This window comes from Roseovarius dicentrarchi (assembly GCF_003316635.1).
GTDB lineage: Bacteria > Pseudomonadota > Alphaproteobacteria > Rhodobacterales > Rhodobacteraceae > Roseovarius > Roseovarius dicentrarchi.
Genome location: NZ_QNQP01000002.1, coordinates 116905 through 143128 on the forward strand (window position 1 = coordinate 116905; position 26224 = coordinate 143128).

Consider the following 26224-nt stretch of genomic DNA (forward strand, 5'->3'; position numbering starts at 1 on the left):
CTAGACCTGAAAGCTGAGCGTCATGCCGTCATAGGCCACATCGACGCCGTCCGGCAATTCCGCCTTGAGCGTCTGGTAATCCATGTCGGTATGCATATTGGTGATGATCCCCTGCCGCGGCGCGGCGCGGGCGATCCATTCCAGACTGCGCTCCAGATGGATATGGGTCGGATGCGGCTTGCGGCGCAGCGCATCCAGAATCCATGTGTCCAGCCCGGTCAGCATATCCCAGCAGCTTTGATCCATATCCGCCACATCGGGCAGATAGGCCACGTCGCCCACCCGGAAGCCCAGCGAATCCATTGCGCCGTGATTGACGCAGAACGGCGTCAGGGTAATCTCGCCCCCGGCGCCGGTCACGGTCACGTCCCCGTCGATCAGGTTCATGTCAAGAATGGGCGGGTAGGCCGACCCCTTGGGCCGGATGAAGGCATAACCGAACCGGTCCATCAGCGCATCGCGCGTCGGCGCATCGGCCCAGACCGGCAGGCGGCCGGGAATGTTGAACACGATGACGCGCAGATCGTCCAAGCCGTGGCAATGATCGGCGTGGCTATGGGTATACACCACCGCATCCAGACTGCCGATACCGTGCCGGATAAGTTGCTCGCGCATGTCCGGCCCGCTGTCGATCAGAACGCGGGTCAGGCCGCCCGGCCCCTCCTGCTCGATCAACAGCGAACAGCGCGTGCGCCGGTTGCGCGGCTCGGCCGGGTCGCACAGGCCCCAGTCGCCGCCCGGTTTGTCGGCCAGACGCGGCACGCCGCCAGACGATCCGCAGCCAAGGATGATGAAGCGGCGCGTTGTCATGCCGCCGTCCCCTTGTAAGCCGCCGCCTTGGTAAACAGGCGGTCAAAATTGGCCTGGGTCTGGGCCGCGAATTCGGGCCAGTCCATGCCCATCACCTCGGCGCCCCTTTGCGCGGTGTGCAGGGTATAGGCCGGCTCGTTCCGGCGGCCGCGATGCGGCGGTGGCGCGAGGTACGGCGCGTCGGTTTCGACCAGTATCCGGTCGCGCGGCGCGGCGGCAAAAATGTCGCGCAACTCCTGGCTTTTGGGAAAGGCGGCGATGCCGGACATGCTGAGGTAGAAATCCAGATCAAGCGCCGCCCGCGCCAGCGCCGCGCCCGAGCTGAAGCAATGCATGACGCACGAGAACGCGCCGTCCCGGTATTCCTCGGTCAGGATCTGCGCCATATCGTCATCGGCGGCGCGCGCATGGATGATCAGCGGCAGGCCGGTCTGCCGCGCCGCCGCAATATGTACGCGCAGCGAGGTCTGCTGCACTTCGGCGCTGTCGGAGGTATAATGGTAATCCAGCCCCGTTTCGCCAATGCCGACGAATTTCGGATGCGCGGCCAGCGCGATCAGATCGTCGGCGCTGGCCATCGGCTCGGACGCGACGCTCATCGGGTGGGTGCCGGCGGCGTAGAACACCGGCGCATGCGCCTCGGCGATGGCGCGCACGGCAGGTTCGCTGCGCAGTTTGGTGCAGATCGTGACCATGCGCGTCACGCCCGCGGCAACGGCGCGGTCGATGACCTGCGGCAATTCCCCGGCAAAATCGGGGAAATCCAGATGGCAGTGACTGTCGGTGATTTCAACGTGCATACAGACCCTTCAGGCGGGCAGGTGCGCCGCCGTCTTTTGTATTCTGAACACGGTATCTAGGACGAGCGCGGCAGGGTCAAGGTTGACCGCCCGGCCATGGCGCATCCGCGCCCCCACATCCTGCGCGCAATCGGCCCAGCGGCGCGCCGCCGCCAGATCGGGCGCGGCGCGGGCCAGCATCTGCGCCTCGCCGGGGGCGCCCTCGGGGCTGGGCGGCGCGCCGGTGGCGCCGGTGCGGGCCATGCGGCCCAGCAGCAGCTCGATCAGCCAGATCAGCAGGTTCAGGCGGTCCTCGGCACCGCGCTGCGCGGCGGCATTGGCTAGCGCCAGCGCGCGGGGCCGGTCGATATTGGGCAGATCCGCAAACAGTTGCACCAGTTCGGCGTATATCTTTAACCCGTTCAGATTGATCAGGCGCACCGCCTCGCCCACCGAACCGCCCGACAGCGCGGCAAGCGCGGCCGTGTCGCTGCCCTGCTCAATCCCGGCCTGCGCCAGCGCCGCCGCCATATCGCTGGCCTCCAGCGCAGGCAGGCGCAGCTCGCGGCAGCGCGAGCGGATAGTCGGCAACAGGCCAGACGGCTGGTGGCTGATCAGGAATAAGGTGGTGCGCGCGGGCGGCTCTTCCAGCATTTTCAGCAGGGCGTTGGCGGCCTGAATGTTCATTTCGTCGGCCGTGTCGATGATGACCGCGCGGCGCCCGCCATCGGCGCTGGAAAGCGCCAGAAAGCTGTGCAGACTGCGCACATCCTTGGCGACGATCATGTCGCGCATCCGCTTGGTATCCTCATTTATGCTGCGGGTGATGTGATACAAATGCGGCTCGGACCGGGCGAGGATGCGGCGCGCAACCGGATGATCGGGCGCAATATCGAGGCTGCTGGGCGCCGCGCCACCTTCGTCATGGGCCAGCAGGAACCGCGCGGCGCGCCATGCAAACGTGGCCTTGCCCACGCCGCGCGGGCCTGTCAGCAACCATGCGTGATGCAGCCGGCCGTCGTTATATGCGTCCAGAAACGCGGCCTCGGCGGCGCCCTGCCCGATCAGCTGCGGCGTCTCGCGCGGATGGGGCGCGCCTTCGATCTGGTCGGGCTGCGGGGCGCTGTCGCTCATGCCAGCCGCTCCATCACGGCGGCGCGCACGTCGCGGGCCACCGCCTCGATCCCCTGCGCGCCGTTTATCACGACAAAGCGCGCGGAAAATTCCTCGGCCAGTGCCAGAAACCCCTGCCGCATCGCCGCTTGCAGATCGCCGCCGAACGCCTCGAACCGGTCCTCGGTGCCGCCGCGCGCCACGGCGCGCGACAGGCCGGTGCCTGCCTCCATGTCGATCAGAAGCGTCAGATCAGGCTCCTGCCCGATCATAAGATCGTGCAGCGCCTCGACCTGCGCGCGCAGGCCGCCGCCGCGCAGCCCCTGATACATGCGCGTGGAATCAGCAAAGCGGTCGCAGATCACAATCTGTCCGGCGGCCAGCGCGGGGCGGATGGTCCGCTCCAGATGGTCGCGGCGCGCGGCTGTAAACAGCAGCAGCTCTGTTTCAGGCGACCAGCGATCGACATCGCCGCTGAGGACCAGCGCGCGGATCTGTTCGGCGCCGGGGCTGCCCCCCGGCTCGCGCGTCAGGATCGCATCCCGGCCCTGCGCCGTCAGATGCTCGTGCAGCAACCGCGCCTGCGTGGATTTGCCCGACCCGTCGATGCCCTCGAAACTGATGAACAGCCCGCGCGCCGCCCCTTGGCTCACAAGGCCCCCTCAGGCCCTTCGCGCAGCCGGTTCAGCAAAATGCCGGAGACGGTTTTCATCCGCACCGCAAAGCCGCCGCGCGCCACGTCCCGCGCGGCCAGCAACGGCACGCGCGTTTCGGGCATCCCCTCGGGCGTGATGACCAGTTCGGCCAGACGATCACCTTGGGAAATCGGCGCCTGAAGCGGGCCGTCATAAATCACCTCGGCGGCGATTTTGTCGCCGCCCAGAACCGGCAGCAACATGGTGACATCCTCGGCGGCAACCAGACCGACGCGGGCCGCGTCGCCCATCCAGACATCGGCCTGCGCCACATCGCTGCCCGCCTTGACCAGCGTATTTTCGGCAAACTGGCGGAAGGCCCAGTTAACGATCGCCTCCGACTCCTCGGCGCGGGCCTGCGTCGTCTCCAGCCCCGACAGCACGAAGACAACGCGCCGGTCGCCCTGCTTGGCCGAGCCTGTCAGGCCATAGCCGGCCGCTTGCGTGTGTCCGGTTTTCAGCCCGTCTGCCCCGATACCAAGGCCCAGAAGCGGGTTGCGGTTTTGGGTATTCTGCGGCGCGCGCCCGTCAAACGCATATTCGGTTTCGGCAAACATCGGGTAGAAATCCGGGAAATCGGTGATGATCAGCCGGGCCAGCAACGCCAGATCGCGCATGCTCATCTTGTGGCTGGGCGCGGGCCAGCCGTTGGAATTGGCAAAGGTCGAATTGGTCATGCCCAGTTGTTGCGCCCGCTGGGTCATGAACCGGGCAAACCCTGCCTCTGTCCCGTCGGGGCTGAGCGCCTCGGCAATGACGGCGCAGGCATCGTTGCCCGACAGCACGATGATGCCGCGCAAAAGGTCAGCTACCTTGACCCGGTCGGTCGTATCCAGAAACATGGTCGAGCCGCCGTAGCTCATCGCGTGCTGCGAAACAGGCAGTTTCTCATCCATCGACAGGCGGCCATCGCGGATCGCCTCGAACGCGACATAGAGCGTCATCAGCTTGGACATGGACGCGGGCGGCATCGGCTGATCTGCGTTCTTGTTCAGCAATACCGTGCCGGTGCCCACATCCACCACATAGGCCGCCTTGGCCGCCGTATCAAAAGCGGCGGCAGGCAGCGCAGAGCAGCCAAGCGCGAGGGCGGTCAGGGTGGAGGTGAAAAAACGGATCATTGAGCGTGTCCCGGTATTGTGACTGATAAATTATGCATCTGACGCGGTCGGCTATCTGGCGCCCCTAGTTCGTCACGGCGTAGGCGTCATCGAAACCAATCGCCTTGACCTTGGCCAGCAGCGCATCGCGCCCGCTGGCGGATGTGGCCGGCCCGACGATGACGCGCCAGAATGTCTTGCCCTGGCTTTCCTGTTTCAGAACCGTCGGCACCATGCCGGCCTGGCGCATGGCGGTGGCCGTGTTCTCGGCGTTCGTCTCGACGCTGAAAATGCCGATCTGAAGGTATGGCCGGTCCAGATCGGACGCCGCCTTGGCCGCCGCCGGCGCGGGCCGGGGCGTGGGCGCAGGGGATTGCGCCGCAGCGGGCGCGCGTTGCGGCTCTGGCGTGACCGTATCGGGCTGAGGAGCGCCGCCCACCGGATCAAGGCTGCTTGTCTCGACTCCGGCGGGCTCCAACGTGGTCGCGTCGCCCGGCACCGGCGCCTCTTCACGGCGCAGCGCGGTGACGTTCAGCGCCGCAGGCGCGCCCGCCAGCATCCCCAGCGCGGCAGCCGCATCCGACGATACCTGAAACGCGGGGCCGGGATTGGCCCGCTCGCGGCGGAACAGCGCGCCGATGACGAATTTCGAATTGGCCGTGTTGCGGATGATGACGCGCTCAGGCTCTTTTACATCCGGATGCGCCACCCAGACACCGCCCAGCGACGGGCGCCCGTCCCACAGCCCCTGATCGGTGATCTGGAACACCTCGGGCGCCTCGACGTCCCGCTCGACCAGCCGCACGGAGGAGGCATCGCCGCTGACCGACGAGCCCTGCTCGGGCAATTTGAACGGGTTGACACCCTCCATCCCGTCACAGCCGGCCAGCATCAAAAGCGCGGCGCCGCCACATGCTGCCCTGCGCCATCCCGCCCGATTTGTCACACCCATTCCCTGCCCCTTGCGATCTGGATTTGTCCGCCCTCACCGTGCGCCCGTGCGATCCGAACGGGCCGCATCATGCGCGCATGGCACCGCGATCTGTGCCGCGTGCGCGCAGCATAGCCAGTCCGGCGGACCAAGAAAAGCACGCTATGGGGGTTCGGCGGAATTCCCCTTGGGAATATCACGCGGATTTGACTGCAAACTGGTGCTTTTAGAATCGCAAAGACCCGATTAGACAGACCCTGTCGGAGGAGTGGCAGAGTGGTCGAATGCACCGGTCTTGAAAACCGACGAGGGTGAAAGTCCTCCGTGGGTTCGAATCCCACCTCCTCCGCCAGGTTTCATCAACAATAAGACGGTTTTGCACCATAGGGCGGCGTGTAAGCCGGGGTATCGGTGTCTGGGGACATGCTCGAGGCTGACCCATTGCGAATGGTTGTTCGGGTAAGGGCGTCGTCAAAATGTTTGGGACGCACAGGTGCATGGACGGGGATGTTCGACCTGCGTCAGGCTGTGCGGCTATTCCGAATTCCGGGCAATGCCATGGTTTATCTACCTGTTCATCCGTACCTTGTCGAACCCGGCGGGCGCCGGAGCACTGTGGTGGCCCAGAGGCAATCATTGGCCAGTGCCATCAAGAGACGCCCGTGCCGGGCGTCTCTGAGGTGCGTTGGCTGACCGGGTCGGCTGTCGCACCGGGCGTCAGGCAGCCGGGTTGACCGCGGCGTGGGCTTCGGTTTCCAGCTCAAGCGCCTTGGGCACCGACAGCTTGAGCGCGATGACAAAGCCGCAGATCCCGCCCCCCAGCTTGCCGATCAGAAGCGGCAGGATGATGGACGGCTGGAAGTTTGCCGCGAAGGCCAGATGATCGCCAAAGGAAAACGCGGCGCAGACGCAGAACGCGATGGCCAGCACCTTGTCCTTGGCGGGCATATCCTCGATCAGACGATACATCGCCAATACATTCGCCATCGCGGCCAGCAGGCCCGCCGCCCCGCGCGGGGACAGGCCGATGCGGCGGCCCGCGATCTCCATCGGGCGCGCCAGATAGCGGGTGATGAGGTAAACCATCGGAAACGCACCCGCCAGCATGATGCCGATATATCCGGCAATCTCCAGCGCGCGGAACTGATCGGCCTCATCGGCGATAATCGGATCGAACCCCCAACTGCCGAAGAGGATGCTGAACAGACCGGTGAAATACTCGACAATGGAAAACACCAGCACCAGCGTGATCGCCGCATACATGATCCGCCCGAACCACAGGAATCCCCGGATCATCGCGCCGGGCGCAAGCCGCAGCCCCACCGCAATCGCCACGCAAAACAGTGCCAGCGGAGCAAGGTTGCGCAGAATCATGCCAAAGCCCATCTGAAGCGTCTGCGTCGCCTCGCCGGTGGCGTTGATGTCGGGCCGGATCGGCACATTGCCCAGCATGATGAGCGCGGCGGCGATGAACACGCCGATCGGCACGCTCAGAATGCCCGACATGATGCCCAGCGCCATATATTGGTGATCGACCTTCTTCAGCATGGCCAGCCCGACCGGGATCGAAAAGATGATCGTCGCGCCCGCCATGAAGCCTGTCAGCGTCGCAATCACCCACGCCTCCGAGCTTTGGGCCAGCGCTTCGGCCAGCTGATAGCCGCCCATGTCGATGGCGATGATCGTCGTCGCCGCAATCGACGGATCCGCGCCGATCAGCATGAAAAGCGGCCCGATCACCGAACTGACGAATTGCGACAGATAGGGGATCGCCGCCATGATACCCGCGACCGGCACGAAGATCGGGCCAATCGAATACAGCCCTTCCTGAAATTCCTTGCCCAGCCCGCTGTCGCTGTCGATGATATAGGCAAACGCGCCCAGTACGGCGCAGGCCATGATGATGTAGATGATGACCGACCCTACTATTTCCATCTTTATGTCTCCATGTTGTGAGGGAATTGAACCGTTGAACCGGTTTCTCGGATTTTTGACGACGGCGGCGGGCGTGGGCGCCGCCGCCGGTTTTCAGTCACGCAAAAGCGCCAGGGCCGCAGCGTGCAATTCGGGCGTGGCGGCGGCCACGATGGGGCCGCTGTAGTCCAGTTGCGGCACCCTGCCCGACCAATCGGTCAGGATGCCGCCCGCCTCGGTCACGACCGGGCGCAGTGCCATGAAATCATAGGGTTGCAGGTCATAATCCACGACGACATCGACATGCCCGGCGGCCAGCAGGGCGTAGGGATAGCAGTCATGGCAAAACCGCCGCGTTTGCCCCGCCGCCAGAAGCCGTGACAGGATTTCGGGCCGGGCTGCGTGGATCTTCTCGCCCTCGTTGATATAGAGTGTGGCCGCATCCATCCGCGTCGTGGTCGATGCCCTGATGGGCGTGCCGTTCAGCGCCGCGCCCCGGCCTGCCGCGCCTGTGTAAACCTCGCCCAGCATCGGCATGCTGATGATGCCGATTTCCGGTCGGCCCTCGACCAGATGCGCCAGAAGAAACCCGAACAGCGGAAAGCCGGTGATGAAGGACCGCGTGCCGTCAATCGGGTCGATCACCCAGACCCGTTTGCGGCCCGCGGCATCGGCGCCGTGTTCTTCGCCGACGATGCCGTGATCGGGAAATTTCTGCGCGATACGGTCGCGCACCAGCCGCTCGATCGCGCGGTCGGCTTGGGTCACCGGGCTGTCGTCGGATTTGAAGGAAACGCCCAGATCGCCGCGGAAATACCCGCGTGCCATTTCGGCGGCGCGTTCGGCCAGATCCAGACATTCGTCCAGCAGGTCATCGGTAGTCATGTTCAGTTACCCCCTGGTTGCCGGCGCTCACGATTTCACGCGGCGCATATCCGGGTCATAGAGCGGGTCCATATGGACCTGGCACGGCACCCGCCGGGTTGCGACTTCGAGCTCGTATTCGCCCGCCTCGATATAGGCGCGGTCCACCCCATCGGGGCAGCGGACATAGCCGTAGCCGATGGATTTCTGAACCGTGTAGCCATAGCCGCCGCTGGTCAGCCATCCGGCGCGCGCGCCGTTGCGATAGATCGTCTCGCGGCCCAGAAGCACGATGCCGGGATCGACGGTAAAGCCCGCCATCATCTTGCGCACGCCGCTTTGCTTCAGCGCCTCGGCGGCGGCGCGGCCCTTGAAACCAACGTCCTTGCCCAGCTTGACCGCCCAGCCCAGCCCGGCCTCCAGCGGGGCGTGATCCGGCCCGATATCGGAGCCCCAGGCGCGATAGCCCTTTTCCAGTCGCAGCGATTCAATCGCGCGGTAGCCGGCGTCGATCAGCCCATGCGCCGCGCCGGCCTTCATCAGGGCGTCATAGACGGTGGTTGCAAATTCCACCGGCAGATGCAGCTCCCAGCCCAGCTCGCCAACATAGGTCACGCGCAGCGCCGTGACCGGGCAGCCGGCGATGCCGATGGTGCGCAGGGTGCCGAAGGGAAAGGCGCCGTTCGATACGTCGCTTTGTGTCACCTGTTCCAGGATAGCGCGCGCGTTCGGTCCCATCAGCGACAACACCGCCTTGGCCGAGGTCACATCGAACAGCTGGCAATTCATGCCCGCCGGGATGTTCCGGCGGATCCAGTCGAAATCATGCGTGGCAAAGCCGGTGCCGGTGACGATGTAATATTCATCCTCGCCGGTGCGCCCGATGGTCAGGTCGCACTCGATCCCGCCGTGATCGTTCAGCATCTGCGTATAGGTCAGCGCGCCCACGGGCTTGTCCACGTCATTGGCCGCGATCCAGCCCAGCGCGGCGCCCGCGTCCGGCCCTTTCAGCACGAATTTCGCGAACGAGCTTTGATCGAACAGCACCGCCGCCTCGCGCGCCGCGCGATGCTCGCGCCCGACAGCGTCAAACCAGTTCTGGCGGCCAAAGGTGTAGCGGTCCTGCGGCTTCTCGCCCGCGGACAGGTCGGCAAACCAGTTGGGCCGCTCCCAGCCCAGCTTTTCCCCGAAACAGGCGCCGCGCGCCTTCAGTTGCGCATAAAGCGGCGATTTGCGGCAGGGGCGGCCGGATGTGTTCTCCTCATGCGGCCAGCCCATCGTATAATGCTTGGAATAGGCCTCGATCGTGCGGGTGCGCACCCAGTCGGTATCGAAATGCGGCGCGCCAAAGCGGCGGATGTCGGCGGACCACAGATCAAAGGGCGGCTCGCCCTTGTGGACCCATTCGGCCAGCGCCATCCCGGCACCGCCGCCCGCCGCGATGCCGAAGGCGTTGAACCCGGCGCCGACAAAGAAATTCTTCAGCTCGGGCGCCTCGCCGATGATGAAATTGCCATCGGGGGTAAAGCTTTCGGGGCCGTTGGTCAGCGTCTTGATGCCGGCCGTCTCCAGCGCGGGCACGCGGCCCAGGGCCAGCTCCATCAACTGCTCGAAATGGTCGAAATTGCTGTCCAGCAGGGAGTAATGAAACCCCTTGGGGATGCCGTTTTTGGCCCACGGAATCGGGTTCGGCTCATAGCCGCCCATGACAAGGCCGCCGACCTCCTCCTTGTAATAGGTCAGCCGGTCGGGATCGCGCAGCGTCGGCAGATCGGCGGTGACGCCCTCGATCGGCTCGGTCACCATGTATTGATGCTCCATCGGCACCAGGGGCACGTTCACGCCGAAGCGCGCGGCAAACGCGCGGGTCCACTGGCCGGCGCAGCAGATCACCCGCTCGCATTCGATCCGGCCCTGATCGGTGATGACCGCGCGGATGCGCCCCTTCTCGATCTCGATATCGGTGACCTTGGTATCCTCGAAAATACTGGCGCCCGCCATGCGCGCGCCCTTGGCCAGTGCCTGCGTGATGTCCGCCGGGTTGGCCTGCCCATCGGTGGGCATGAAGGCGGCGCCGACCACGTCATCGACATTCATCAGCGGCCACAGCTTTTGCGCCTCGCCCGGCGTCAGCAAATCCATATGCAGCCCGAAACTGCGTGCCGTCGTCGCCTGCCGCTTGACCTCGGTCCAGCGCTCCTCGTTGCAGGCCAGCCGCAGGCCGCCGTTCATCTTCCAGCCGGTGCCAAGGCCGGTCTCCTCCTCGATCCGGTTGTAAAGGTCCACCGAATAGCCCAGCAACTGCGTGATATTGGCGTTCGAGCGCAGCTGCCCCACCAGCCCGGCGGCGTGGAACGTGGTGCCCGAGGTCAGCTTCTTGCGCTCCAGCAGGACGGTGTCGGTCCAGCCCAGCTTGGCCAGGTGATAGGCGGTCGAGCATCCGACGATGCCGCCGCCGATGATCACGGCCTTGGCGGTTTTTGGCAGCTCTGTCATTTCATGGCTCCGTAGGTTTGCAGGTAATTTTCATGGGCGCCGCGAAAGCGGGCAAGGTTTTCGGCGGTATATGCGGCATAGTCGAAATCCAGATCCGAGGTGATTTCCGACACCATGCTCCACATCGTTTCGCGCAGGAGCGAGGCACATTTCATTGCGCTGTAGCGCCTGTTCAGATCCTCTGTCAGCGGCGTCTCGAAATACTGCTCCAGCATCCGGCGCTCCATCTGTTCGGACAGCTCGCTGTTAGAGGCCAGACCGCCCAGATCGAACAGCGGGCTGTTGAACCCGGCATAATCATAGTCGATCAGCCAAAGCCGTTTGCCATCATCCAGCAGGTTGGCAGCCAGCAGATCGTTATGGCCAAACACCACATCAAACGGCCCTGACGCGACCTCAAGCGCGTTGCCGATCTGGACCAGTTCGCGCACCAGGGCACCATGGCTGCTGCCGCGCTCCTCCAGCGTTGCACCGTAATCGCGGATGACGTGGAACACCCAGAAGATCAGCGCCGGACCGCGCAGGTGCAGCGGCACCTGGGTATGGCACTGCTTTACCAGATCGACGATCCGCGCCAACGTATCGGGCTTGCGCACGTCATCGGGTGTCAACGTGTGGCTATCCACAAAGTCCAACACGGTAATCGCCGGTTCGTTATATTTTACCGCCGGCGACACCCCCGCCAGACAGGCCGCGCGCGCGGCGCTGAGCTCATTGAAACGCATGATGTGATGTTCGGGGATATCCTCGCCGACGCGCACGGCGTATCGCCCGGATGCGTCCTCGGCCAGATAGTTGAGGTTGGTGATTCCGCCCGATAGCGGTGTCAGTGTGACCGCGCCATCCCAGCATCCAAGCCCCTCGATCCGGCGTATCGCTTCTTCTGCCTTCACAACGTCTCTCCCTGTGGCAAAATGACGGTTTTGCCCTGACTGGACCGCCCTGTGCAGAAAAGACAGCATTAAGCCACGTCACCTGTCAAGAAAAACACAGTTTGCCACACATAAAAACCCACACTTCCACAAAAGCATCAAGCGCCGGGTCGTTTTCGCTTTTTGCCTGTGGCGCGATCCTTTACGTTGCAAGATCCGATGTTTCCGGCAGGTTTCCCGATGCAAAAAATGTCCAGAACGACAAATCAGCGCGAAGAGGAAATCTTGCGCGAAATACAAAAAGCAGGCGGAACCTGCCGAATCGGCTTTCTGGCCAGCCAACTGGGCGTCTCGCAGGAAACGGTTCGCCGGAACATCCGCTCGCTTGAGCAAAGCGGCGCGGTGCGCAAGGTGCATGGCGGTGTGCATCTGGTTGACAGGCTGGACGAGCCGCCGTTCCAAAACCGCATGGACCGGAACGGCGCGATCAAGCAACGCCTTGCCCGGCGCGTTGCCGAAATCATTGGCGATGAAAAATCCGTCTTTCTGGATGTGGGATCATCGACCGCCTACGCGGCGATGGCACTGAGAGACTGCAAGAAACTGATGGTTGTCAGCAATTCGATCTATGTTGCTCAAATGCTCGCCATGCGAAATGACAATCGCGTCTTTTTGGCCGGCGGCGAGCTGCGGTCCCATGACGGTGGCGCCTTTGGCGCCGAAGCGCTGGATCTGGTGCAGCGTTTCAATGTCGAGTTTGCGGTGTTTTCTGTGGGTGCGATCAACGCCGACAAGGGGTTCATGCTGCATGACTTCCAAGAAGCCAACATCGCCCGCGTCGTGGCACGCAATGCACAGACCAAGATCGTAATTGCCGATAGCGAGAAATTTGGCAAACGTGCGCCTGTGGTCGTCGATTATTCAAATCAAATCGACATTCTGGTCACCAATGCGCAGCCACCGGCGGATATATGCAACATGCTTGCGCGGCATGAGATCGAGCTTGTCATCGCGTGATCGTCACTGTCTCGCGGCACCAGATGGCCGGTGTCGACTGACGCGGCGACAGGTGGGGGTCTTGTGCCCGCAGACAGGATTTTGCCGGTCCCGCGCGCAATGCGCGTGCAGGACCGGCGGCGCTTATTGCCCGGTGTCGGGGCGCGGGTCGGACACGAAACCGTCGGCGTTCGGCATCTTGATATCGGCCATGGACGCGGCATCCAGCAGCGTGCCGGGTTCGGTGCCAATGATGCCCGCGCGTCCCAGCACGTAGGCGCTGATGGCGTACACCTCATCCGCTGTCAGCGAGCCGGGTTCGGTCATCGGCATTGCCCGGTGGGTGTAGTCGAACAACGTGCTGGCGTAGGGCCAGTAGCTTTCGACCGTCTTCACCGGAGCGTCCGTGGCAAGCGTGCCGCGGCCACCGATCAGCTGCGGCGCGCCCAGCTGGGAGATGCCCATCAGGTCCGCGCCGTGGCAGGCGGCGCAGATCGCCTCGTACAGCTCTTCGCCCTCGCCATAGGTGCCAGAGCCGTCAGGCAGGCCGCGCCCGTCCGGCATCACGTCGATGTCGATGGCGGCGATTGCTTCCTCGCTTGCCGGGGAGCCCACGCCATAGGCGTTGTTCGCCGGGGCAATGTCGCCCACGTCCTCGGCGCTGGATTTCGGCACTTCTGCGGGCGCGCGCTCGCCCGTCTCCTCCAGCGTTTCGGGCAGCGCGGCAGCGGTGCGCGGGCTGTCCTGGGCCAGTGCCGGACCGGCCAATGCGCCGATTGCGCAGATGAATGTCAGGTTACGCGTGAACATTTGTCACCTCCCCGCCCGGCGCGATGTGCCAGCTTTGGATTGCATTCAGGTGGTAGACCGATTTCAGCCCGCGCACCTCGACCAGTTGTTCCAGCGTGGGCTGGACATAGCCCGTCTCGTCCACCGCGCGGCTTTGCAGCACGGCCTCCTCGCCGGTCCAGGTCCATGGCAGGCGGAACCGGGTATGACATTTGGACAGAACCGGCCCGTCCAGCGTCGCCTCTTGCCATGTGGCGCCGCCGTCTGCGGACACTTCGACCTTGGCGATCTTGCCACGGCCGGACCATGCGATGCCCGTCACCTCGTAAAAGCCGGCGCGCGGCAGCTTCATCGCACCCGAGGGGAAGGTAATCACCGATTTTGCATCCATCTCCAGCGAAAATTGCCGCGCTGAGCCGTCGGGCATCAGATCCGTATATTTCGACGTTTCCTCGCGCGTCATGAAGGGTTTGTCGCTGACATCCAGACGGCGCAGCCATTTGATGTGGGTGTTACCCTCATAGCCCGGCAGCAGCAGGCGCAGCGGATAGCCCTGTTCGGGGCGCAGCGCCTCGCCGTTCTGCGCATAGGCGACAATCGCATCGTCCATCGCCTTGTCGATCGGCACCGAGCGGGTCATTACCGCCGCATCCGCCCCTTCGGCCAGAATCCATGCGGCGCCGTCCTGCACGCCCGCTATTTCCAGCAGCGTGGACAGGCGCACGCCGGTCCATTCGGATGTCGAGGTCAGGCCATGCGTGCCCTGAACCGTTTTCAGTGTCGGCTTTGCCCATTCCGTCAGACCGTTGCCGGAACATTCAATGAAATGGATCTTGCTGACTGCGGGCAACCGTTTCAGATCGTCCATGGTAAAGCGAAGCGGCTGGTCGACCATACCGTGCAGGATCAACTCGTGGCTGCGTGGGTCAATCGTGGGAATGCCGGCGTGGTGGCGCTCAAAATGCAGGCCGGACGGTGTCATGATCCCCTGCCCCGAGGCCAGTGGCGTCATGGACCAGCTGGAATCCAGACTGGCCGTCGGATAGCGCCAGCGCACCTCGCTCTCGAATTGCGAGCGCGAGCCATAGCCGCCGTCATCGAGGATAAGCCGCCCTTGTTCCTTGGTCGGATCCGGCTGAACATCGTATTCAATGGCGCCCGGTGGCGCATCCGCCTGCGCGCGGCCGCCGGCAATCGCGCTGCCGCCAAGCGCAACACCGCCCATGAGCAGGCCGCGGCGCGTCAGCCCGTTGAACATGCCGTCCCGGCACTCGCATTCCTCCTCGTCCTGGACCAGCGCCTGCCGCTCAATCTCGACCAGGCTTTCGGCCATGTGCCGTTCTGCCGGGCCATAGCGTGTCGCGGGGAACCGTTCATTATCAGACATCGTGACCTCCCTTGGTGTCATCTTGTATAGACAACATACATCAAAAGGGGCGTTTGGTTCCGGCAAATCTGTGAATGCGTATTCTGCCGAAGCGGGCAGGACGGCCCGGATGCCCGCCGCACGCGGCGCTGACGCCGAGTCGCGCGCGAGCAGGGCTGCGCCCGTTTCCTCTGCATTGCGTCCCGATCATTGCCCGGCGACAGGCTTGCCCACTGGTTTCTGACGGGCAAAAACGCGGCAGCGTCGCCGGCGGCGCCGCGCTGATGACTTCAGGTAGTCACCGGGGCGTCACACTTGATAGCAGCAAATAGATCGTGCAGGCGTGACCCTTTATCATGTTCCGTTTGGCACTGTCTCGCTTCAGACCCCATTTCGCGCGCCAAAACGGTGTCGCTGAACATGCGCGAGGCCGCGACGGCGCCAGCGACCAACGGTTCTATGCCCCCGAAGTGTTCGGTCCTGCCCCGGAGGGCGGATTCAAGGACGGCGGCGAAAGCATCAGGAAGCAAGTCCGGCGCGTTCGCGTCTATGCCTCTGACGATCAGGACCGCGTCATTGGCGCGGTGGCGGGCGACGGCGGCACATGGTCTGCGCATCACCAATGACGGCTTGCATGATGACGGGTGCGACGACACCGTGTGTGCCACTATCCGCCTTCCGGGTGGCCGCGTGATGCAGGTCGTTCCGGCATGGGTTGCCTGCGCCGGCCCCAATTTCGCGCCCGAAATCCCGCCCATCATCGCCCTGTTCGATGTGATCGACGAAACGCGCACTAAGGCTGGTCCACGGCGCCCACAGGTCCGCTGTCCTTTCAAAACTTCATCTATCCCACATTGCGCCGGGTTGCGCTGATGGAATGGCTGACAGCGGCGGCGAACCTGCGCCGCGCCCGCCATGCGGGGGCCAGCACGACATGGATCGTAACTGTGATCGGACCGGGATAGGCCGCCATTGGTGATGGGCCGGACCGCCACGATGGTGGGGACGGCGACAGCGGGCACATGGCAGGCCCTAGGTTGATCCCAGAATGTCGCGCGCGATGTGGTCGAAGATGGCCGCACCGATGGGAATCAGATCATCGGGGAAATCATAATCGGGGTTGTGCAGGGCTGCATGTTCCGTCCCGGACCCCAGCAGCAGCATCGCCGCCTTGGCCGTCCAGCCGAAGACGCCGAAATCCTCGGACGCGCGCATCGGCAGGCCGTCGCCGGTTCTGGCACCGCCAACTGCGTCAATCGCGGCCTCTGCAATGCGCGCCGCATCCGCATCATTGATCGACGCGGCGAATGCGTCGCGCACGGCAAAACCCACCGCCAGTCCCGCCCGTGCCGCCGCCGTGCCCACCATGTCACGCGCCCGCGCCGCCAGATCGTCCATGGCCGCATCATCTGCGGTGCGCAGCGTGACATGGAGGACCGCCTCGCCCGGCGCGATGCCGAATGTCGGCTCTCCCACCCGGACATGCGTGACGGTGACCAGCCGGAAGGCATCGTCCAGCGCCCCGCCCTGCCCAAGCGCGCCCAGCCCGGAAATCAGCGCCGCGACCGTTTCGGCGGGCGATATGCCATCCTCGGGGTTTGCCGCATGCGCCGTCTTGCCGGTCAGCCGAATCTCCAGCCCCTGAGAGGCGCAGTTGATCAGCCCGGCGCGCACACCGACCTGCCCAAAGGGGCGCCCCGGCTGGTTATGGATCGCAAAGGCCCAATCCGGTGCAATATCCGCGAACGCCGGATCGGCGACAACGGCGCGGGCGCCGCTGCCATCCTCCTCGGCGGGCTGAAACATCAGCACAACGCGGCCCGACGCAACAGGCCTGCGTGCAATCAGCCGGCCCAGTGCCATCAGCGTTGCCATATGCCCGTCATGGCCGCACAAATGCCCCTTGCCCGGATGCTGCGAGATCCACGGAAAATCCGCCAGTTCCTGAATTGGCAGCGCGTCCAGCTCGGCGCGGAACAGAACGGTCGGGCCATCGCGGCGGCCCTCGAACACCGCTGCAATGCCGTGGCCGCCCAGATGGCCCACAATGCGATTAGGTGATAGCGCTTGTAACGCAGCGGCAATCATGCGCGCCGTTTCGACCTCCTCGCCGGAGATTTCGGGACGGCTGTGAAGGCTTCGACGAAAGGCAGTCAGCTCGACCAGATCGGAATTTGTCAGCATTGGACAGACGTTCCTTCAGTGGCTGCGGACCGGGCGTTTAAACACCACCGCATGACTGCCTGCAAGCATGGCGCCTGCCTGCCTTGCAGCAGATCTACCGCCCTTCGATATTCAGCGTAAAGCTACGCTGCGCCCCGGCCGGCGGCGGCGGGAAGGGCGCGGCGGCGCGGATCATGCGCAGCGCCGCCTTGTCCAGCGCCGCCGAGCCGGAGCTGCGCGCGATCGATACGCCCGCCAGCCCGCCGCCACCGGAAATGCTGAACGCCACCACGGCCGTCCCGCGCGAGCCTGCGCGGGGACGTGGCACGCGCGAGATGCGTTTCATGACCAGCCCCGGATAATTGCTGGCCGCTGCGTTGCCGGCAGCAGACGACGCGCCCCGCGACGTGCCTTGCGCCCTTGCGGGGGCCTGCTCGCTGCCGCTTGCCGCGCCTGCGCGCTGGTTCTGCTCGGCATTGCCGCGCGGCTGGCTGGCCGGTTTGCGCCTTTGTGCCGGCTTGGCGGGTTCGGGCGTTTTCGCGGCCTGCCTGTTCTTTGTCTCGAAGGCGTCCGTGCGGCGCTTGGGGCGCAGTGACCGGGTGACGGCAGGCTCGGCCGTGTCGGTCGCCTCCACCACGTCTTGCGCGGGTTCAGGTGGCTGGGCCGCCTCGGGCGGCGCCGATGGCGTGGCTGCGACCGTCGGTACAGCGTCATCGGCCAGCTGCGGCTGTGCGCGCGGTGTCTCGGCAAGGGTGTCATGCTGAACCGGCGCCTCTGCCGCCTCGACAGGGGTGGCCGGGGCCGGTTCGGCCACGTCCGGCTGCACCGTTTCCGCCGGCTCCGAGGCCTCCAGCGTTCCGGCCACCATATCGGCAAAGCTGCTGCCGATCCGCACGTCCTGCGCCCCGGCGCCGCCCTCGGTCTCGACGCTTTGATCGGCCATCAGCGCCCATCCCAGCGCGGCGTGGATCACAACCGCAACGGCCAGCGCCGCAATCCAAAGGCTTCGCGATGCAGCGATCATTCCAGCCCCCTTTCCGTGATGATCAGAACGCGCCCGGCACCGCCGCCGCGCAATGCGCGGGTGATGCGCACCAGATCCTGCGCCGGCAGATCGCGGTCCGGAATCAGCCGGATATCGGGCTGCGCAAGATGTTCCTGCCGCCGCAAAAACGCGTCCGCCGACAGGATTTGCGTGCCCCGATAGCTCAGCGTGCCATCCTGGGCGATCACCAGCGCATCAGGTGGCGCGCGCCCTTCCAGATCGGCGGTGCGGATCAGTTTCAGATCGCGGTCCAGCGGCTGCGCCAGCGTGCCGGCAACCATGAAAAACACCAGCATCAGAAAAACGATGTTGATCAGCGCGATGGTCGGCTCGCGCTTTGATTTCTCGCGCGGGCGTCTCATGTGTCGCCCAGCACGGTCGGGGCCACGCCGCGCAAGGGGCGCAGGGCCACCAGCAGGTCCGTCAGGCGCTGCGCCGTCACGTCCGCACGCAGTGAAATCAGCAGCGGCACCGGTTCGGCATCGGCGCCGGGCAGCGCGGCGGCCAGCCCGTCCAGATCCATGGCGGCGCCGTTCAGGGTCAGCTGGGCCGCGCCCAGTTGCAGAAACAGCGGCTTCATGCCCGGCTCCAGCGCCGCGCCGCCGCTGGCGGCCGACAGCTCGACCTCGGAGAATTTGGAGAAGGTGGAGGTCAGCATGAAAAACAGCAGCAGCAAGAAGATGACGTCGATCAGCGACGTCATCGACAGGCGCGACCGCCGGCGGCGCGCCTTAAACACGCAGCGGCGCGGCGGCTGGCACCGTGCCCCCTGCCGCCACGTCCCCTGCCGCCACGCCGCGCGGGCGCAGAATGGTGGCGATGGCACGCTCGGCGGTGACGCGTTCGGCGTCCATGCGCCCCTCGAACCAGCTGAGCACCAGCGCGGTGGGCATCGCGACAACCAGCCCGACGGCGGTGGTCAGCAGCGCCACCCAGATCCCGCCCGCCAGCAGCGACGGATCCACCTGCGCGCCCGCCTCCTGCAAGGATTGAAACGCCTCGATCATGCCCAGAACCGTGCCGAAGAGGCCCAGCAGCGGCGCCAGCTGCGCCACGGAATCCAGCAGGCGAAATCCGCGCTCCAGCTTGGCAAAGCGCGTCTCGGCCTCGGCGGTCAGGCGCGGGGTGTCGGCGGTATTCGATGTGAACGCCATGTCAATCACGGGCGCCAGATAGCTTTTGGACTGGTCCAGCGCGGCGCGCGCCCCGGCGCGGTCGCCTGCGTCCCATGCGGCCACGGCCCGGCTGAGCGCGGTGTGACGCCCGACGCCTGCGGCGGCGAATTGCCATGCCTTGTAAATCATCGTCGCCAGCGTCACCACCGACACCGCAAGCAGCAGCAGCACAACCGGCCCGCCCAGATCGGCGATCTGGCGCAATGGCTCCATCAGGGGGGTCATCCCTGCACCTCGATTTCGGTGCGCGTGCCGGTGATCAGGCCATCCTCGCAGGCGGATGCGCCCAGGTCGGGCGCGTCGCAAGTGCTGGCACCGTTGATCAGGATCATGCCCAGATCGGCGCAGGCAAGGCCGGGAATGGTAAACTGCCGCACCCGCGGCCGCGCGGCGGGCAGCGCGCCGAAATCGAACAGCGTCAGGCGATCGACCTGCCCCGCGCTGTCGAACAGCACCGTCTCGTAAACCACTTTCTCTATCGGGAGGGGATGGCCGTTGATGACCAGAAACGACAGGGTGCAGCCGCTGTCCGCCTCCGTCGCCGCATTCAGCTCGACCGACACAGCCGCGCCGATTGTGGTTTCGTCCGCCGCAACAGCAGGCTGGACCGTGCCGCATAAAAGTGCGCAGATCAGGGCCGGTTTCAGGTTCATTGCAGATCTCCAGTAACGCGGGCGCGCCGATGCAGGGCGCGCGGAATGTAGGCAATGGTTCACCACAGATCAAATGGCAAATCAATACCTGATTGATTTAATCGGAATAGCGCGTGCTGTTCCGCTCGCCCGTCCGGCATGGCTGTGGTCAGCGTTTCTCGGGCATATTCGGATGCCCTGCGCTATCCAGCCTGAAAAAACGTCATGGCCGGCGCCTGTCGCGCCGGCCACCATGTTCAGAATGTTTTCGTCACGGACACCTTGAATGTCCGCCCCGGCGCCTGCCGGGTGGGCGACGACAGGTGGCCGACATAGGCGTCATCCAGCACATTCTCGACCCCGAAGCGGACCGCCGCACCGTCCAGCTGCGCCGGGCGCCATGTGGCGCGCAGATTGTGCTGCGTGCTGTCGGGCAGGTCCGCGTTCAGCGCGTCGCGCCGGTCCGTGGCGTGTACCATTTCCCAACTCAGATCCAGCATATCGCCCCACTTCTTGCCCAGTGTCAGCTGGACGCGGTCCGAGGGGCTGTTGCGCCATGTCGCGCTGCTGCGGTCCGGGTTATATTCATGCGCCTCGCCGATATGGCCGGCCAGATCCGCGTAGAACCCCGACTGCATGCCATATGACGCCTCCAGCTCGAACCCTTCGGATTTCACCCGGTCCAGATCGACGGAGGTAGAGCCGGGAACCGTATAGCTGGTGATGTCCCACAGCTTGGTCTGGTAGAAATTGCCGCGCAGCGTCAGGCTGTCACCCGCCGCAAACACGTCCTCGCCGGTGTATTCGGCGCCCAGCTCCAGCGTCTGGGATTTCTCGGTCATGCCCAGACGCCGCTGCGCCGTGGCGCCCGCGCCCAGATCGTCGATGATCGGCAGACCTTCGGTATAGGCCGCGCTGCCAAAGACCGACAGGCCATTGCCCAGGTCATAGGCCACCGCCAGACCGCCCATCAACGCATCGGTCTTGTAGCTGTCCGGCACACCGGCCAGCGGCACCGCGCTTTCGATCTTGGAATGCTCGTAGCGCAGCGCCGGCGTGACGGTGAACTGGCCAAGCGTCATTTCGTCGACCACGAACACCGCAAAGCGGCGATCATCCCCGCCGGGCGAGCTGGCCGCGTCCAGCCGGTCCTTGCGGATCACCTCGCCGCCGGCCAGCATGTCGTGCTGCACCGTTCCCGTGCTGAACAACGCGCGGTTGGAGACGGTCAGCTTGGTCGTCTCATAGCGGTTGTCGGCGCAGATCACGCCGGTGAACGGGCTTGCACAGAAATCTGCCACGCTCTGGCCGCCCTGAAAGGGCGAGCTGCCGTCGATATAATCCACATCAATCGTCTGGTCCGCATAGCTGAGGTTCGCGCGCAGATCTATCAGGTCGTTTGCCGGGTTATAGCGATACTCGACCACCGCCTGGCTGGTATCGGTGCGCCGGTCGACCCGGCCAAAGCTGCCTGCGGTCGTCTGAAACTGGTCGTATGGCACATCCTTGTCGTCGGCCACCGTCTCCGAATAGCTGATGCTCAGGGACTGGGCGCCGTCCTCGCCGAAGGTGAATTTCCCCTTGGCCAGCCATGATGGCGTGCGGAACGACGAATTGCCGATGGTGGTGCCGTCCCCGGCCTTCAGATCCCCCTGATCGCGCAGGGTGTAGTTCAGCAGGAATTCCACGCCCTCGGCGGGCATCCATGCCAGATTGGTCGATGTGGCCCAGCCATCGCCGTTGCTGCTGTATTCCAGCGTTTGCGAGCCGCCAAAGCCGGGCACGCCGCCGGTAAAATCGGACGCGTCCTTGGTCTCCAGCTTGACGACACCGCCGACGATGCCGGATCCGTAGGCAAAACTGCCGATGGTGCCGCGCAGCACCTCGACCTGCCGGTACAGCAGCGGATCGGTGAACAGCTGCGTGCCGATTCGGTACAGCTCTTCGGACCCGACGCTGGCGCCGTCGATCTGCACCGCGATCTTCTGGTCGGTGCCGAAGGTGGTGTTTGCGCCAAAGCCGCGAATGTTGATGCCGGACCCCTGCGGCGTCGTGCCATTGACCAGCGTGACGCCCGGCACCGAATCGATCAGCTGCGCCACGGTGCTGGCCTGCCGGTCCTTGATCTCCTCCTCGCCGACGACGGTACGGGGCAGCGCGGTGCCATAGCTCAGATCGCGCTTGCCTGCGGTCAGGATCAGGGTGCCCAGATATCCGGGTGTGTTGGTGTCCTGCGCGGTGGCCGGGGCCGCCAGCGACAGGCAGGCAAACGCGGCAGTGCCGCGCAACAGGGGTTTTGACATATGCGCCATCCTTCGTGCGTCTTGGGGCCGAAGCTTGCGAAGGGCTGGCGCGGCTATTTTGGGTGAAATTGCGATCAGGCTACCGCAATGGGTTGCACCCTTAACGCTGCCCGACTAAAACAGTCAAGTAATTTGCGACAGCCACGCACCGGACAGTTCCGGACGCAGCCATCGGACCCATCATCACTCCGAAGGATGCCCCATGACTGGCTCGAACACCCCGACCCCTGCCGAAATCCGCGCGTTTGAAGCGGAAAACCCCAAGCTGCGCGCGCGTGACGCGGCAGACAAGATGGGCATTGCCGAGGCACAGCTGGTCGCCGCCCGCACCGGGCAAGGCGCCACGCGAATCGCCGCCCACCCCGACCGGATCATCCCCGCCGCCGAACGGCTGGGCGAGGTCATGGCGCTGACCCGCGTCGATGCCTGCGTGCATGAAAAGGTGGGCGAGTATGGCAATTACCACCCCGGCGAGCATGCCGCGATGACCCTGACCGAGGAAATCGACCTGCGCATCTTCCCCTCGCAATGGGTCCACGCCTACGCGGTCGAGGCGGAGTCCGACACTGGCCCGCGCCGGTCGCTCCAGATCTTCGACGCGGCGGGCGACGCGGTGCACAAGATCCACCTGCGCGAGACGTCGAACCATGACGCATGGCCCGCCATCGTCGCCGAACTGGCGCTGGACGACCAGTCCGAGGGTCAGGACGTGGCGCCGCGCAAACCCACTGAGGCCGCGAAATCGCGCCCCGACAAGGTGGACATCCTGCGCGATGAATGGACAAGGCTGACCGACACGCACCAGTTTCTGCGCCTTTGCTCCAAACTGAAGATGAACCGCCTCGGCGCCTACCGCATCGCCGGCGCGCCGTTTGTGCGCCAACTGGCGCCGGCGGCCGCCGATGACATGCTGCAAGCGGTGCAGGCCGCTGGGATCGAGGTGATGATCTTTGTCGGCAATCGCGGCTGCATCCAGATCCACAACGGTCCCATCGGGCAATTGCGCGCCATGGGTCCGTGGCAGAACGTGATGGACCCGCGCTTCAACCTGCATCTGCGGCTGGACAAGGTGGCCGAGATCTGGGCCGTGGACAAACCCACGCAGCGCGGCCCCGCCGTGTCGGTCGAGGCGTTCGACGCCGAGGGCGGGCTGATCTTCCAGGTCTTCGGCCTTGGCAAGGAGGGCCGCGATTCCCGCGCCGCGTGGGGCGCCATCGTCGACAAGCTGCCTGCGCTGGACTGCGTCCCGGCGTGAAGCACCGACGCGCATTCGTGATGATGATAGCTGTCGTCATTCCGACAACCATCATCATCACACTGGTCAGCGAACGCTACGGGTGCACCTATTTCTGGCCCGATAGCTATCGCTGCGATGATGCATCACCGAATGCGCCTGTCGCCTCCGAAGAAAGGAGCTGAAATGACCCTTAGATATGAAAACAAAGCGCGCGGCTGGAAATCGGGCCTGCTGAGCGCGATTGTAATGACGCTTGCCACCTTCTCGGCCAGCGCCGAGCAGGCTGCGCAAGCGTCCGGCCCCTCCGCCGATGTTCTGTCCATCGGCGGGTCCATCACCGAAATCGTCGTGGCGTTGGGCCAGCAGCACAGGCTCAAGGCGCGCGATGCCACGTCCAGCTATCCGGCCGATGTCACCGATCTGCCCAGCGTCGGCTACATGCGCGCCCTCTCGCCCGAGGGGGTGCTGTCGGTCGCGCCGTCGCTGATCCTGTCCGAGGAGGGCGCAGGCCCGCCCGAGGCGATCGACGTGATCCGCAGCGCGGATGTCGCATTCGTCGAGGTGCCGGGCGCGCTGTCCACCGATGGCATCCTGCAAAAGATTGCTGTCGTCGGGGATGCGCTCGGCGTGCAGGACCGCGCCGGCGCGCTGTCCGCGCAGGTCAAGGCGGACATGCAAAAGGCGCTGGACGATGCCAGCCGCCCCGAGGAGGCCAAGAAACGCGTGCTGTTCGTGATGTCTGCCGAAAGCGGCAGGATCATGGCCAGCGGCGCAGGCACCGTGGCCGATGCGATGATCCGCATGGCCGGCGGCGTCAATGCGATCACCGATTTCGAGGGCTTCCGCCAGATCACCGACGAGGCGATCGGCCTTGCCGCGCCCGATGTCATCCTGATGATGGCCCGCAGCGCCGCGCCCTATACCTCGGATGACGATGTGTTCGCCCTGCCCGCGATACGGCTGACCCCGGCGGGGCAAAGCCGGTCAATCGTGCGCATGGACGGGCTGCTGATGCTCGGCTTCGGCCCGCGCACCGCCGAGGCCGTGCGCCGTCTGAACGGCGCGCTTTATACCGGGGAGGGCTAACGCCGTGGCTAGCATGACCGATATCGCCGCGCCGCCATGCAGCAGGCTGGCCCGCGCCCGCGCGCTGCACTGGCTACTGGGCGCCGCGCTTTTGCTGGCCTCCGCCGCCAGCCTTCAGGTGGGCGCGGCCAACGTCACGCTGACCGCGCTGCTGGCCAAACTGGCCGGCGGCGAGGCGCTGAGCCAGATGGAGCGTGTGGTGCTGTGGGACATTCGCCTGCCGCGCCTTGCCATGGGCGCGCTGGTCGGCGCCGCGCTGGCCGTCTCGGGCGCGGCAATGCAGGGGCTGTTCCGCAACCCGCTGGCCGATCCCGGCATCGTCGGTGTCGGCGCGGGCGCCGGGCTGGGCGCGATCCTCGCCATCGTTCTGGGCGGCCTCTTGCCTGCATGGGCCGCCGCGCTCACCGGCAATCAGCTGATCCCCTTCGCCGCGTTCCTCGGCGGCTGGGGCTCAACGATCCTGCTCTATCGCGTCTCCACCAGCCACGGGCGCACCTCGGTCGCCACCATGCTGCTGGCCGGAATCGCGCTGGGCGCGCTGGCGGGCGCGCTGTCGGGCATCCTCGTCTATATCGCTGACGATCAGCAGCTGCGCGATCTGACCTTCTGGGGCCTCGGCTCGCTCGCCGGTGCCAGCTGGGCCAAGGTGCTGGCCGCCGGCCCGATGATCCTGCTCGCCATCGGTGCCGCGCTGATGCTGGGGCGCGGTCTGAACGGGCTGGCCCTGGGCGAGGCGACGGCGGCGCATATCGGCATCGACGTGCAGCGCCTGAAATCCATCGCCATCCTTGCCGTCGCCGCCGCCACCGGCGCCGCCGTTGCGGTATCGGGCGGCATCGGCTTTGTCGGGATCGTGGTGCCGCACCTTCTGCGCCTTGCCTCTGGCCCCGATCACCGCACGCTCCTGCTCAATTCCGCCCTGCTGGGCGCCACCCTGCTGATCCTTGCCGACGTCATCGCCCGCACGATCATCGCCCCGGCGGAGCTGCCCATCGGCATCGTCACGGCGGTCCTTGGCGCGCCGGTGTTTCTGTGGATCCTGCTCAAACGCCGGGGGCTGGTCGAGCTATGACCCTCATCGCCGAAAATATCCGCGTCCATTATGGCAAGCGCGAGGCGCTCACCGGCGTCAGCCTGACCGCGACGGCGGGCGAGCTGACCGCCATCGTCGGCCCCAACGGCTCCGGCAAATCCACGCTGCTGGGGGCGATCACCGCCTCCCTGCCCTATCGCGGGCGCGTCACGCTGAACGGCCGCGATATCGCCGCGCTCAAGCCGTGGCAACTGGCCGCCGAGCGCGCCGTCCTGCCGCAGGCGTCACGGCTCGCCTTCCCCTTCACCGTGGCCGAGGTGGTGCAGCTGGGCCTTCAGGCCGGCACCGCGGGCGACCAGCCGGACGTGCCGATGCGCGCGCTGGCCCGCGTCGGGCTGAGCCATTACGCGGACCGCAGCTTTCAGGAGCTTTCGGGCGGCGAGGCGCAGCGCGTCATGCTGGCCCGCGTGCTGGCGCAGGTCTGGGCCCCTGTCGAGGACGGCACGCCCCGCTGGCTGCTGCTGGACGAGCCGGTCTCCAGCCTCGACATTGCGCACCAGTTGCAGGTGATGCAGATTGCGCGTGATTTCGCCCGCGCGGGGGGCGGCGTGATTGCGGTGATGCATGATCTGAACCTGACCGCGCTATATGCTGATAAGGTGGCGGTGCTGGCAGGCGGTCAACGCCTTGCCTTCGGCACGCCCGCCGAGGTGCTGACCAACGCCGTCCTGTCGCGCGCCTATGGCTGCGACCTGCGCGTCTCGGCCGCGCCGCCGCCGGGGGTGCCGTTCATCTTGCCCCATGCCGCCACCGCGTGAAAGGATC

The 26224-nt window shown here is 65.4% G+C and carries 26 protein-coding genes and 1 tRNA gene; 8 read left to right on the plus strand and 19 right to left on the minus strand.

Features of this window, described 5'->3' with window-relative positions:
- The 6 genes from DQ230_RS01960 to DQ230_RS01985 form a co-directional block, all read right to left on the minus strand.
- Positions 1-810, minus strand: a complete 810-nt coding sequence (locus DQ230_RS01960; RefSeq protein ID WP_113910821.1) for an MBL fold metallo-hydrolase — start codon at positions 808-810, stop codon at positions 1-3.
- Positions 807-1610 (minus strand): TatD family hydrolase, encoded by an 804-nt coding sequence (locus tag DQ230_RS01965; RefSeq protein WP_113910822.1) that lies wholly within the window; start codon positions 1608-1610, stop codon positions 807-809. Before DQ230_RS01965 ends, DQ230_RS01960 begins: the two co-directional genes overlap by 4 nt.
- Before the next feature lie 9 nt (positions 1611-1619).
- Entirely contained in the window at positions 1620-2723 is a 1104-nt protein-coding gene (locus DQ230_RS01970) for a DNA polymerase III subunit delta' (protein WP_113910823.1), read from the minus strand.
- Complete coding sequence (gene tmk, locus DQ230_RS01975) at positions 2720-3355, minus strand: dTMP kinase (protein WP_238987391.1); 636 nt, start codon at positions 3353-3355, stop codon at positions 2720-2722. Before tmk ends, DQ230_RS01970 begins: the two co-directional genes overlap by 4 nt.
- Positions 3352-4518, minus strand: coding sequence for a D-alanyl-D-alanine carboxypeptidase family protein (locus tag DQ230_RS01980; protein WP_113910824.1), 1167 nt, complete (start codon positions 4516-4518; stop codon positions 3352-3354). The genes tmk and DQ230_RS01980 overlap by 4 nt, the downstream gene beginning before the upstream one ends.
- A gap of 64 nt (positions 4519-4582) precedes the next feature.
- Positions 4583-5449: an SPOR domain-containing protein gene (locus DQ230_RS01985; RefSeq protein WP_113910825.1), complete on the minus strand. Its 867-nt coding sequence runs from the start codon at positions 5447-5449 to the stop codon at positions 4583-4585.
- Positions 5450-5690: 241 nt separating this feature from the next.
- On the opposite strand from DQ230_RS01985, the gene DQ230_RS01990 reads away from it, so the two are divergent.
- Positions 5691-5780 (plus strand) — tRNA-Ser (locus DQ230_RS01990).
- A 365-nt stretch (positions 5781-6145) separates the two neighbouring features.
- Here DQ230_RS01990 and eutH read toward each other — a convergent pair.
- The 4 genes from eutH to DQ230_RS02010 form a co-directional block, all read right to left on the minus strand.
- Positions 6146-7363, minus strand: coding sequence for an ethanolamine utilization protein EutH (gene eutH / locus DQ230_RS01995; protein WP_113910826.1), 1218 nt, complete (start codon positions 7361-7363; stop codon positions 6146-6148).
- 93 nt (positions 7364-7456) lie between these two features.
- The gene (locus DQ230_RS02000) at positions 7457-8227 is read right to left on the minus strand and encodes an inositol monophosphatase family protein (protein ID WP_113910827.1); all 771 of its coding nucleotides are present in this window, start codon (positions 8225-8227) and stop codon (positions 7457-7459) included.
- A 27-nt stretch (positions 8228-8254) separates the two neighbouring features.
- Positions 8255-10702: a GcvT family protein gene (locus DQ230_RS02005; protein ID WP_113910828.1), complete on the minus strand. Its 2448-nt coding sequence runs from the start codon at positions 10700-10702 to the stop codon at positions 8255-8257.
- On the minus strand, positions 10699-11595 hold the full coding sequence (locus tag DQ230_RS02010; protein ID WP_238987392.1) for a phosphotransferase: 897 nt from the start codon (positions 11593-11595) through the stop codon (positions 10699-10701). The genes DQ230_RS02005 and DQ230_RS02010 overlap by 4 nt, the downstream gene beginning before the upstream one ends.
- 228 nt (positions 11596-11823) lie before the next feature.
- Here DQ230_RS02010 and DQ230_RS02015 point away from each other — a divergent pair, with 228 nt between their 5' ends.
- A complete protein-coding gene (locus DQ230_RS02015) occupies positions 11824-12591 on the plus strand; it encodes a DeoR/GlpR family DNA-binding transcription regulator (protein WP_238987393.1) in 768 nt (255 codons plus the stop codon).
- 123 nt (positions 12592-12714) lie between these two features.
- Here DQ230_RS02015 and DQ230_RS02020 read toward each other — a convergent pair whose 3' ends face one another.
- Positions 12715-13380 carry a c-type cytochrome gene (locus tag DQ230_RS02020; protein WP_113910830.1) on the minus strand — a complete coding sequence of 222 codons (666 nt, stop codon included), beginning with the start codon at positions 13378-13380 and terminating at the stop codon, positions 12715-12717.
- Positions 13367-14746: a sulfite dehydrogenase gene (gene soxC, locus DQ230_RS02025; RefSeq protein ID WP_238987394.1), complete on the minus strand. Its 1380-nt coding sequence runs from the start codon at positions 14744-14746 to the stop codon at positions 13367-13369. Before soxC ends, DQ230_RS02020 begins: the two co-directional genes overlap by 14 nt.
- A 335-nt stretch (positions 14747-15081) precedes the next feature.
- Here soxC and DQ230_RS02030 point away from each other — a divergent pair, with 335 nt between their 5' ends.
- The gene (locus tag DQ230_RS02030; RefSeq protein ID WP_113910831.1) at positions 15082-15351 is read left to right on the plus strand and encodes a LodA/GoxA family CTQ-dependent oxidase; all 270 of its coding nucleotides are present in this window, start codon (positions 15082-15084) and stop codon (positions 15349-15351) included.
- A 406-nt stretch (positions 15352-15757) separates the two neighbouring features.
- Here the strand turns inward: DQ230_RS02030 and DQ230_RS02035 are convergent, their stop codons facing one another.
- The 7 genes from DQ230_RS02035 to DQ230_RS02065 form a co-directional block, all read right to left on the minus strand.
- Complete coding sequence (locus tag DQ230_RS02035; RefSeq protein WP_113910832.1) at positions 15758-16909, minus strand: amidohydrolase; 1152 nt, start codon at positions 16907-16909, stop codon at positions 15758-15760.
- A gap of 94 nt (positions 16910-17003) precedes the next feature.
- Positions 17004-17912, minus strand: a complete 909-nt coding sequence (locus DQ230_RS02040) for an energy transducer TonB family protein (RefSeq protein ID WP_113910833.1) — start codon at positions 17910-17912, stop codon at positions 17004-17006.
- Positions 17909-18295, minus strand: coding sequence for an ExbD/TolR family protein (locus DQ230_RS02045; RefSeq protein ID WP_113910834.1), 387 nt, complete (start codon positions 18293-18295; stop codon positions 17909-17911). The genes DQ230_RS02040 and DQ230_RS02045 overlap by 4 nt, the downstream gene beginning before the upstream one ends.
- Positions 18292-18672, minus strand: a complete 381-nt coding sequence (locus tag DQ230_RS02050; RefSeq protein WP_275263515.1) for an ExbD/TolR family protein — start codon at positions 18670-18672, stop codon at positions 18292-18294. The genes DQ230_RS02045 and DQ230_RS02050 overlap by 4 nt, the downstream gene beginning before the upstream one ends.
- A complete protein-coding gene (locus DQ230_RS02055; RefSeq protein WP_113910835.1) occupies positions 18665-19333 on the minus strand; it encodes a MotA/TolQ/ExbB proton channel family protein in 669 nt (222 codons plus the stop codon). Before DQ230_RS02055 ends, DQ230_RS02050 begins: the two co-directional genes overlap by 8 nt.
- Positions 19330-19761, minus strand: a complete 432-nt coding sequence (locus DQ230_RS02060) for a hypothetical protein (RefSeq protein WP_113910836.1) — start codon at positions 19759-19761, stop codon at positions 19330-19332. Before DQ230_RS02060 ends, DQ230_RS02055 begins: the two co-directional genes overlap by 4 nt.
- 236 nt (positions 19762-19997) lie before the next feature.
- Positions 19998-22043 carry a TonB-dependent receptor domain-containing protein gene (locus tag DQ230_RS02065; RefSeq protein WP_113910837.1) on the minus strand — a complete coding sequence of 682 codons (2046 nt, stop codon included), beginning with the start codon at positions 22041-22043 and terminating at the stop codon, positions 19998-20000.
- A gap of 202 nt (positions 22044-22245) precedes the next feature.
- Here DQ230_RS02065 and DQ230_RS02070 point away from each other — a divergent pair, with 202 nt between their 5' ends.
- The 5 genes from DQ230_RS02070 to DQ230_RS02085 are packed head-to-tail and all read left to right on the plus strand — an operon-like array spanning position 22246 to position 26217.
- Positions 22246-23298 carry a hemin-degrading factor gene (locus DQ230_RS02070; protein ID WP_113910838.1) on the plus strand — a complete coding sequence of 351 codons (1053 nt, stop codon included), beginning with the start codon at positions 22246-22248 and terminating at the stop codon, positions 23296-23298.
- A complete protein-coding gene (locus DQ230_RS17005; protein WP_203227980.1) occupies positions 23295-23462 on the plus strand; it encodes a hypothetical protein in 168 nt (55 codons plus the stop codon). The genes DQ230_RS02070 and DQ230_RS17005 overlap by 4 nt, the downstream gene beginning before the upstream one ends.
- Position 23463: 1 nt before the next feature.
- Positions 23464-24366 carry a heme/hemin ABC transporter substrate-binding protein gene (locus DQ230_RS02075; protein ID WP_113910839.1) on the plus strand — a complete coding sequence of 301 codons (903 nt, stop codon included), beginning with the start codon at positions 23464-23466 and terminating at the stop codon, positions 24364-24366.
- A 13-nt stretch (positions 24367-24379) separates the two neighbouring features.
- The gene (locus DQ230_RS02080) at positions 24380-25438 is read left to right on the plus strand and encodes a FecCD family ABC transporter permease (protein ID WP_113910840.1); all 1059 of its coding nucleotides are present in this window, start codon (positions 24380-24382) and stop codon (positions 25436-25438) included.
- Positions 25435-26217, plus strand: a complete 783-nt coding sequence (locus DQ230_RS02085) for a heme ABC transporter ATP-binding protein (RefSeq protein WP_113910841.1) — start codon at positions 25435-25437, stop codon at positions 26215-26217. The genes DQ230_RS02080 and DQ230_RS02085 overlap by 4 nt, the downstream gene beginning before the upstream one ends.
- Positions 26218-26224 lie beyond the last annotated feature (7 nt).

Excerpts from the sequence above, each read along its gene's own strand:
- DQ230_RS01960 (WP_113910821.1), bottom strand. The coding sequence starts at position 810 with ATGACAACGCGCCGCTTCATCATCCTTGGCTGCGGATCGTCTGGCGGC.
- DQ230_RS01965 (WP_113910822.1), bottom strand. The coding sequence starts at position 1,610 with ATGCACGTTGAAATCACCGACAGTCACTGCCATCTGGATTTCCCCGAT.
- DQ230_RS01970 (WP_113910823.1), bottom strand. The coding sequence starts at position 2,723 with ATGAGCGACAGCGCCCCGCAGCCCGACCAGATCGAAGGCGCGCCCCAT.
- DQ230_RS01980 (WP_113910824.1), bottom strand. The coding sequence starts at position 4,518 with ATGATCCGTTTTTTCACCTCCACCCTGACCGCCCTCGCGCTTGGCTGC.
- DQ230_RS01985 (WP_113910825.1), bottom strand. The coding sequence starts at position 5,449 with ATGGGTGTGACAAATCGGGCGGGATGGCGCAGGGCAGCATGTGGCGGC.
- eutH (WP_113910826.1), bottom strand. The coding sequence starts at position 7,363 with ATGGAAATAGTAGGGTCGGTCATCATCTACATCATCATGGCCTGCGCC.
- DQ230_RS02000 (WP_113910827.1), bottom strand. The coding sequence starts at position 8,227 with ATGACTACCGATGACCTGCTGGACGAATGTCTGGATCTGGCCGAACGC.
- DQ230_RS02005 (WP_113910828.1), bottom strand. The coding sequence starts at position 10,702 with ATGACAGAGCTGCCAAAAACCGCCAAGGCCGTGATCATCGGCGGCGGC.
- DQ230_RS02015 (WP_238987393.1), top strand. The coding sequence starts at position 11,824 with ATGTCCAGAACGACAAATCAGCGCGAAGAGGAAATCTTGCGCGAAATA.
- DQ230_RS02020 (WP_113910830.1), bottom strand. The coding sequence starts at position 13,380 with ATGTTCACGCGTAACCTGACATTCATCTGCGCAATCGGCGCATTGGCC.
- soxC (WP_238987394.1), bottom strand. The coding sequence starts at position 14,746 with ATGTCTGATAATGAACGGTTCCCCGCGACACGCTATGGCCCGGCAGAA.
- DQ230_RS02030 (WP_113910831.1), top strand. The coding sequence starts at position 15,082 with ATGTTCCGTTTGGCACTGTCTCGCTTCAGACCCCATTTCGCGCGCCAA.
- DQ230_RS02035 (WP_113910832.1), bottom strand. The coding sequence starts at position 16,909 with ATGCTGACAAATTCCGATCTGGTCGAGCTGACTGCCTTTCGTCGAAGC.
- DQ230_RS02040 (WP_113910833.1), bottom strand. The coding sequence starts at position 17,912 with ATGATCGCTGCATCGCGAAGCCTTTGGATTGCGGCGCTGGCCGTTGCG.
- DQ230_RS02045 (WP_113910834.1), bottom strand. The coding sequence starts at position 18,295 with ATGAGACGCCCGCGCGAGAAATCAAAGCGCGAGCCGACCATCGCGCTG.
- DQ230_RS02055 (WP_113910835.1), bottom strand. The coding sequence starts at position 19,333 with ATGACCCCCCTGATGGAGCCATTGCGCCAGATCGCCGATCTGGGCGGG.
- DQ230_RS02060 (WP_113910836.1), bottom strand. The coding sequence starts at position 19,761 with ATGAACCTGAAACCGGCCCTGATCTGCGCACTTTTATGCGGCACGGTC.
- DQ230_RS02065 (WP_113910837.1), bottom strand. The coding sequence starts at position 22,043 with ATGTCAAAACCCCTGTTGCGCGGCACTGCCGCGTTTGCCTGCCTGTCG.
- DQ230_RS02070 (WP_113910838.1), top strand. The coding sequence starts at position 22,246 with ATGACTGGCTCGAACACCCCGACCCCTGCCGAAATCCGCGCGTTTGAA.
- DQ230_RS02075 (WP_113910839.1), top strand. The coding sequence starts at position 23,464 with ATGACCCTTAGATATGAAAACAAAGCGCGCGGCTGGAAATCGGGCCTG.
- DQ230_RS02080 (WP_113910840.1), top strand. The coding sequence starts at position 24,380 with ATGACCGATATCGCCGCGCCGCCATGCAGCAGGCTGGCCCGCGCCCGC.
- DQ230_RS02085 (WP_113910841.1), top strand. The coding sequence starts at position 25,435 with ATGACCCTCATCGCCGAAAATATCCGCGTCCATTATGGCAAGCGCGAG.